At 66.4% G+C, this 5,194-nt stretch carries 4 protein-coding genes and 1 riboswitch; of the genes, 1 reads left to right on the top strand and 3 read right to left on the bottom strand.

All coding sequences use genetic code 11. The annotated features are described in order from the left end of the window. Nucleotides 1-60 precede the first annotated feature (60 nt). Both AB0N07_RS49640 and AB0N07_RS49635 read right to left on the bottom strand, forming a co-directional pair. On the bottom strand, nt 61-327 hold the full coding sequence (locus AB0N07_RS49640; RefSeq protein ID WP_365847425.1) for a hypothetical protein: 267 nt from the start codon (nt 325-327) through the stop codon (nt 61-63). A 164-nt stretch (nt 328-491) separates the two neighbouring features. Beyond that, complete coding sequence (locus tag AB0N07_RS49635; protein ID WP_365847423.1) at nt 492-1,601, bottom strand: HoxN/HupN/NixA family nickel/cobalt transporter; 1,110 nt, start codon at nt 1,599-1,601, stop codon at nt 492-494. A gap of 26 nt (nt 1,602-1,627) precedes the next feature. Further along, a riboswitch (cobalamin riboswitch) is annotated at nt 1,628-1,857 on the bottom strand. Between the two features lie 56 nt (nt 1,858-1,913). On the opposite strand from AB0N07_RS49635, the gene AB0N07_RS49630 reads away from it, so the two are divergent. Next, nucleotides 1,914-2,291 (top strand): metalloregulator ArsR/SmtB family transcription factor, encoded by a 378-nt coding sequence (locus AB0N07_RS49630; RefSeq protein ID WP_365847421.1) that lies wholly within the window; start codon nt 1,914-1,916, stop codon nt 2,289-2,291. Between the two features lie 509 nt (nt 2,292-2,800). Here AB0N07_RS49630 and AB0N07_RS49625 read toward each other — a convergent pair. Beyond that, nucleotides 2,801-4,846 (bottom strand): hypothetical protein, encoded by a 2,046-nt coding sequence (locus tag AB0N07_RS49625; RefSeq protein WP_365847419.1) that lies wholly within the window; start codon nt 4,844-4,846, stop codon nt 2,801-2,803. Between the last annotated feature and the right edge of the window lie 348 nt (nt 4,847-5,194).

Genomic DNA, 5,194 nt, shown 5'->3' with positions numbered 1-5,194 from the left:
CCTGCCGGGCGGAGCGCCCGGCAGGCCGTGGCCGTTCATCCGGCAGCAGCCGTCGGCGACTTACTTGCCGAAGGAGTTGCTGCAGCCCATGTCCGAGCCCTCGGAGGTGCTCTGCGCACCCGGGTTGCCCTCGCCGTTGAGTGCGTTGCCCAGCAGGCCGTCGATGAGCCCGACCTCACCGAGGACGCTGATGTTCAGGTCGTGCGACCTGCAGGTGGTGCTCTGCTGGAAGCCGGCGCCACCGTCGGCGTGGGCGCCGCCGGCACTCAGAAGCCCGACACTCCCGAGGGCGGCGACCAGGACGGCAGCCTTGCGAAGCTTGTGCATGTCATCTCCGGTGGAGCGAAGTGGATGCGACCTGTGACAGATCAACTCCTTGCTGCAACGGGAGATTAGTGCGAAATACCCCAAAAGGGACGGCAGCGCGCCACGTTTTGTGATCTCGCATGCGATCTGGGCCATGCCCGGGCAGAGGCGACGGCCGAATGCCGTCAGCCGGTGTCGGCGCTGCGGGCGCTCCAGCGCTCCTCGACCTTGGCCAGGCGCCAGTACGCGACCGCCACGGCCCAGACGACCACGAACAGGCCGACGATGACGTAGCCGACGTTGTCCAGGTCCAGCCCGGATATCCAGCCGGTGAGGGCGTCCCGCAGACCGAGCTTGTCGTGCAGCACGCCGACCAGTTCGATCGTGCCGACGAAGAAGGCCACTGCGATGGACAGGCCGGTGATCGTGAGGTTGTAGAACACCTTGCGAACGGGGTTGGAGAACGCCCACTGGTAGGCGAAGTTCATGAAGGTGCCGTCGAGGGTGTCGAACAGGCTCATGCCCGCCGCGAAGAGAAGGGGCAGGCACAGGATCGCGTACCACGGCAGCCCGGCGGCGGCGCCGTTGCCGGCCAGGGCGAGGAGCAGGACCTCGGTCGTGGTGTCGAAGCCGATCCCGAACAGAAAGCCGAGAGGGAACATCTGGCCGGGGCGCCGGATGGACTTGGTGAGGCGGCCGAGAATGCGGTTCATGAAGCCGCGCGAGTCCAGGTGCGCCTCCAGCTCCGCCTCGTCGTAGCGTCCGGCCCGCATCGCACGGAAGACGCGCACGATGCCGAAGAGCGCGACGAGGTTGAGTGCGGCGATGAGGTACAGGAAGCTGCCGGAGACCGTGGTGCCGACCGTGCCGAGCACCTGGTGGGTCCGGGAGCTGTCGTTCATCAGGGTGCCGGCGAGGTGCGTGCCCCCGGCGACCAGCGCGGCCATGACGACCACCACGCTGGAGTGTCCGAGCGCGAACCAGAAGCCCACCGACACCGGCCGCTTTCCGTCGGCCATCAGCTTGCGGGTGGTGTTGTCGATGGCGGCGATGTGGTCGGCGTCGAAGGCATGCCGCATGCCGAGCGTGTAGGCGGTGATGCCGAGGCCGACCCCGAACGCCTGGGTACCGACCGCGTAGTGATGCGGGATCACGAGGAGGAAGAGGATCCCGAAGGCGGCCACGTGCAGAGCGACGATCACGCTCAGCAGACCCGCGGTTCTGACGGTGTCCTCGCGGCGCCAGCGAAAGGACGGGACGGCGGCGGTTTCGGGCACGCCTTGAGACACGGTCATACGGACACGCTCCAGCACCTCGTGGATCAGCTTCGTGATGCCGTGGCCGGTCTCCTGGCTGACGGGTCGTACGTCCGCCGCCCGCCTTCCCAACCGCCTTGCGACGGCCAGTGGCTGTCCCCTGCGGGACGTGGGCGACGAACTCCCCGATCACAGTGGCGAGGGCCGCTCCGGACTGAGCCCCTGAAGGCTGTTCACCGGCTTCCCGAACACCACGGCCCGCTCACCCTAGAAGGCCACGGGCAGTGGCTGCAAGGCTGCACAGCTGAACAGGTATGGAGATCCGCACCTGTTCGCTGCGATGATGGACGCATGCATCTCGTCCCCGCGGAACACGCCGGGCGGCGCACCATTGACGGCCATCGGGTCTGCGATGCCATCGCCGCCGTCGGCGACCCCGAGCACGTGCGCGCCTGGGCCGATCGCTTCTCGCTGCTCTCCGATCCCGGACGCCTGTCCTTGCTGTTCGCCCTCCAGGAGGCCGGCCCCATCGCCGTGTCCGACCTCGCCGTCGCCAGCGGGATGCGGGACACAGCCGTCTCCCAGGCCCTGCGTCTCCTGCGGACCGCGGGCATCGTCGAGGGTGAGAAGGACGGCCGGATCGTGCGCTACCGACTCGTCGAGGGCCCGATTTCCGCGCTGCTGAAACACTGCACGCCGAAACCGGCAGGCGAACGTGGCACGGGCTGACGGTGAGGATCAGCGGCTGCACACGAAGCAGCGCCCGACCCGACCGAAGTCGACTCAGGCGCTGCGTAGCAGGTCGGAGGTCGTATCCCCCGACCACCACCGGTAGGCCCTGTGGGACTCGAACCCACAACCAATGGATTAAAAGTCCTGGCCAAAGCTTGCTGGGTGGTTCCGGACGCTGGTTCGGGGTCCGGAACCACCTGGTCAGAGCATGTGCGCCGTGAGTGCCGATCCGGCGCGGGGCAGGTTGTGCCACGCCATCCGCTCACGCATCGCTCACGCACGGCACGCCCCTGAGCAGCGGCTTTCGGCCTACAAGAGGACATCGCACCCTCTGTTGCCCCCATCGAGATCAATAGTCGGTGAGGACAGTGCTGCAGTCCATGAGTTCTCCGAGTTGGGGGCCCATGGACTGCCCTGTGGTTCGCGAACGGCCACGCTGATTCACCCGGCTGGGGCGCCCCGGTGTGCCGTGGGCCAGCGCCGCTGAAGGTCTCCTGAGGGCTTGGTCACCTGTCAGTTCGGACGAAACGACAGAAGGGCGCCTCGAATTTCAGGGAGACGGATTCCTTGCACTGCTTACCTCCGACCTTCAAAGCCCGCACGGTGGCTGAGTCGGCGTCGGGCAGGTTGGTCCAGTAGACCCCGTCGCGATGTAGTTCAACGATGGTGTCGGCGCCGCGTGCGATAGGCGTCGGGACATGTCGCAGTTCGAGCGGCTCGTCAGGCCCTTCGCTCAACGCACGAGCTGTGATCAGAACCGCAAGGTTGTGCTCCTCTGCAATGCGGCGTGCCACGTCCATGCTCAATGCCAGGCCCTTCTCGTCCAGCTCGCTGTAACTCTGGATCGTGTCGACCACCCACAGGGCAAGGCGACCACGCTGCGGTGGGATGACCGTAGTTGCGGCTTCCCGGAAGACCTGTTCAAGCGGGCGCCCGACGGTCGGGGTGTGCCAGCCCGGCACCCTGACTGAGGACTCTGATGCGCGGCGACGCACGGAGTCGAAGTCCACCGTGTCGGCGGGGTACCGCAGATCTGCTCCGCAGGTGGCGCTGACGAGCTTCCGCTCGATCGTGTCGGAGTTGATCTCGCAGGTGCTGAAGACCGTGAGCCGTTCGGCTGTGGCATTGTGCAGCGCGATGTTCAGCGCCATTGTCGAGCGGCCAGCAGTTGGCACGGACACGATCGCGGTGACGGTCCCAGGCTCCAGCTTCAGGACGTCGTTGACATCCGGCCACGGAGTGGCACCAGGAATCTTGCCGAGGTCGATCCAAGTGCCTTCCTCATCGATGCCAGGCACCGGGTGCGGCGCTTCCTCGGAGCCCTCGTCCTCTCTGTCCTCGGCGGCGCTTTCAGCGGGCCAGGCGTGCAAGGGGACCTGCGCGTCGCGGGATGCCACCTGCATCATGTCTGGCTGCCACATCACCTTGCTGAAGAACGTTTCCCCGATGGCCGAGAGAGGGAGATTCCAGGGCCGACCGAAGGGCTTGACGTCCCAGCCGTTGGCGCGGGCCCTGTCGGCGCTGGCGCTGATCCGCCCGATGGTGCTGTTGGCGGCTTGCCGTTTGTTCACTCCGCCACGCTGGTAGTAGGCGGCGGAGTCCTTGGCCGCCCGATAGATGAAGTTGAAGACCTGACCGAGGCTGAAGGTGCTCAGGGCGTCCTGGAGGGCGGTGCGGGTCCCCTCGCCCTGGTTCATCTCAAGGTGGTGCTCGCCGAGCTTCATCGCGAGGTAGTCCTGTGCGTCCGCCAGCACCAGCTCGTCCCATAGGTCGCGCCACTGGCCAGCCCAGGAGGTCGGCCACGGGCCTTCCCGGAAGGTGCGGTTCAGACTTTGGAGGAGGCCGGGGTGCCGATCAGTGAGCTCGTCGGCCTGGCCCATGAGGTAGTAGCTGACGCGGCCGAGGTAGAAGGAGTCGCTGAGTTCCCCGTCGTCGTCCAGGGCGAAGGCATCGAGGTGCGAGTCCGGGTGCACTTTGATCAGGCGCGGCACAGCCTTCAGAAGCCCACGCTCGAAGTCGTACCGAAGCTGCTCGGGAGCCCAGCGGCGCTCCTTCGGCCAGATGTCGGTGGGAGACGTCAGCCCGGCGTCTTCGACTGCCGGGTCGCTGAAGAGGGTATGCAGCGCGATAGCCTCGAAGAGAGTGAGGTCGGCGGGCTCCAAGTCGGGACCGTTCAGGACGGGGTACTGCTCGTAGACCTCGGCACGGCGCCGCGCCTTCTGTTCCTTGACCCGCGCGGCCTGCTCTTCCACTTCGCGTTCGTGGCAGCTCGGGCACTTCCAGCTTTCGAAACGGAGAGCTTGAGCGAGGTCACTGCGGTTGGACACCGGGTAGGGGTCTTCGCAGGACTCGCACAACAAGTCGGCCAGGTAGGCTGTGCCGGCCTGCTGGGCGATGCGGGTCATTTGCTGGGGCTTCAGCCCGTACTCGGTACGGATGGCCGTGACAGTCTGCGCCCACGTCTCGCCATCATCGTTGAGTCGCCAGTATGCCTCGAAGGCGGCTGCCTCGGGTGCGTCGTCAGTGAGCACTTCGAGTTCGAGCTGAGCCACGTTCCCCCCTGGGTGTTGTCGGCAGGCATCAAGTATTTCGGATTTTCCGACAACCGACCGGCGTTTTCGCCGCGTGGACTGCACTGACCTGTGCCGAGGAACAATGTTCCGCTTCTGTGAGACAACTCGGTTGCGCTGCCGGGGCTCGACCTCCGCGACGGACACGTTTTCCTCGGCCCGGAGTCCGGCTGGCTGTGCCGCAGCAACTTCCATGGCGGCTGGATCAAGGCCGGGGCGCAGTCAGCTACTTCGCAGGTGACTGCTCAGGTCGTTGATTACGCGTGAGCGGGTGGCAGCCAGGGGTTTCCGGCGAAGAGGTCGCGGAGCACGGTCAGGGGGTTGAGGTCG

The sequence above is a fragment of the Streptomyces sp. NPDC051172 genome, from assembly GCF_040682555.1.
Taxonomy (GTDB): Bacteria; Actinomycetota; Actinomycetes; order Streptomycetales; family Streptomycetaceae; genus Streptomyces.
The sequence above is the reverse complement of the archived record's forward strand: the minus strand, read 5'-3'. Positions and strand labels throughout refer to the sequence as shown.

Bases quoted from the DNA above. Each gene is read 5' to 3' on its own strand.
- AB0N07_RS49640 (WP_365847425.1), bottom strand. From the start codon at position 327: ATGCACAAGCTTCGCAAGGCTGCCGTCCTGGTCGCCGCCCTCGGGAGT.
- AB0N07_RS49635 (WP_365847423.1), bottom strand. From the start codon at position 1,601: ATGACCGTGTCTCAAGGCGTGCCCGAAACCGCCGCCGTCCCGTCCTTT.
- AB0N07_RS49630 (WP_365847421.1), top strand. From the start codon at position 1,914: ATGCATCTCGTCCCCGCGGAACACGCCGGGCGGCGCACCATTGACGGC.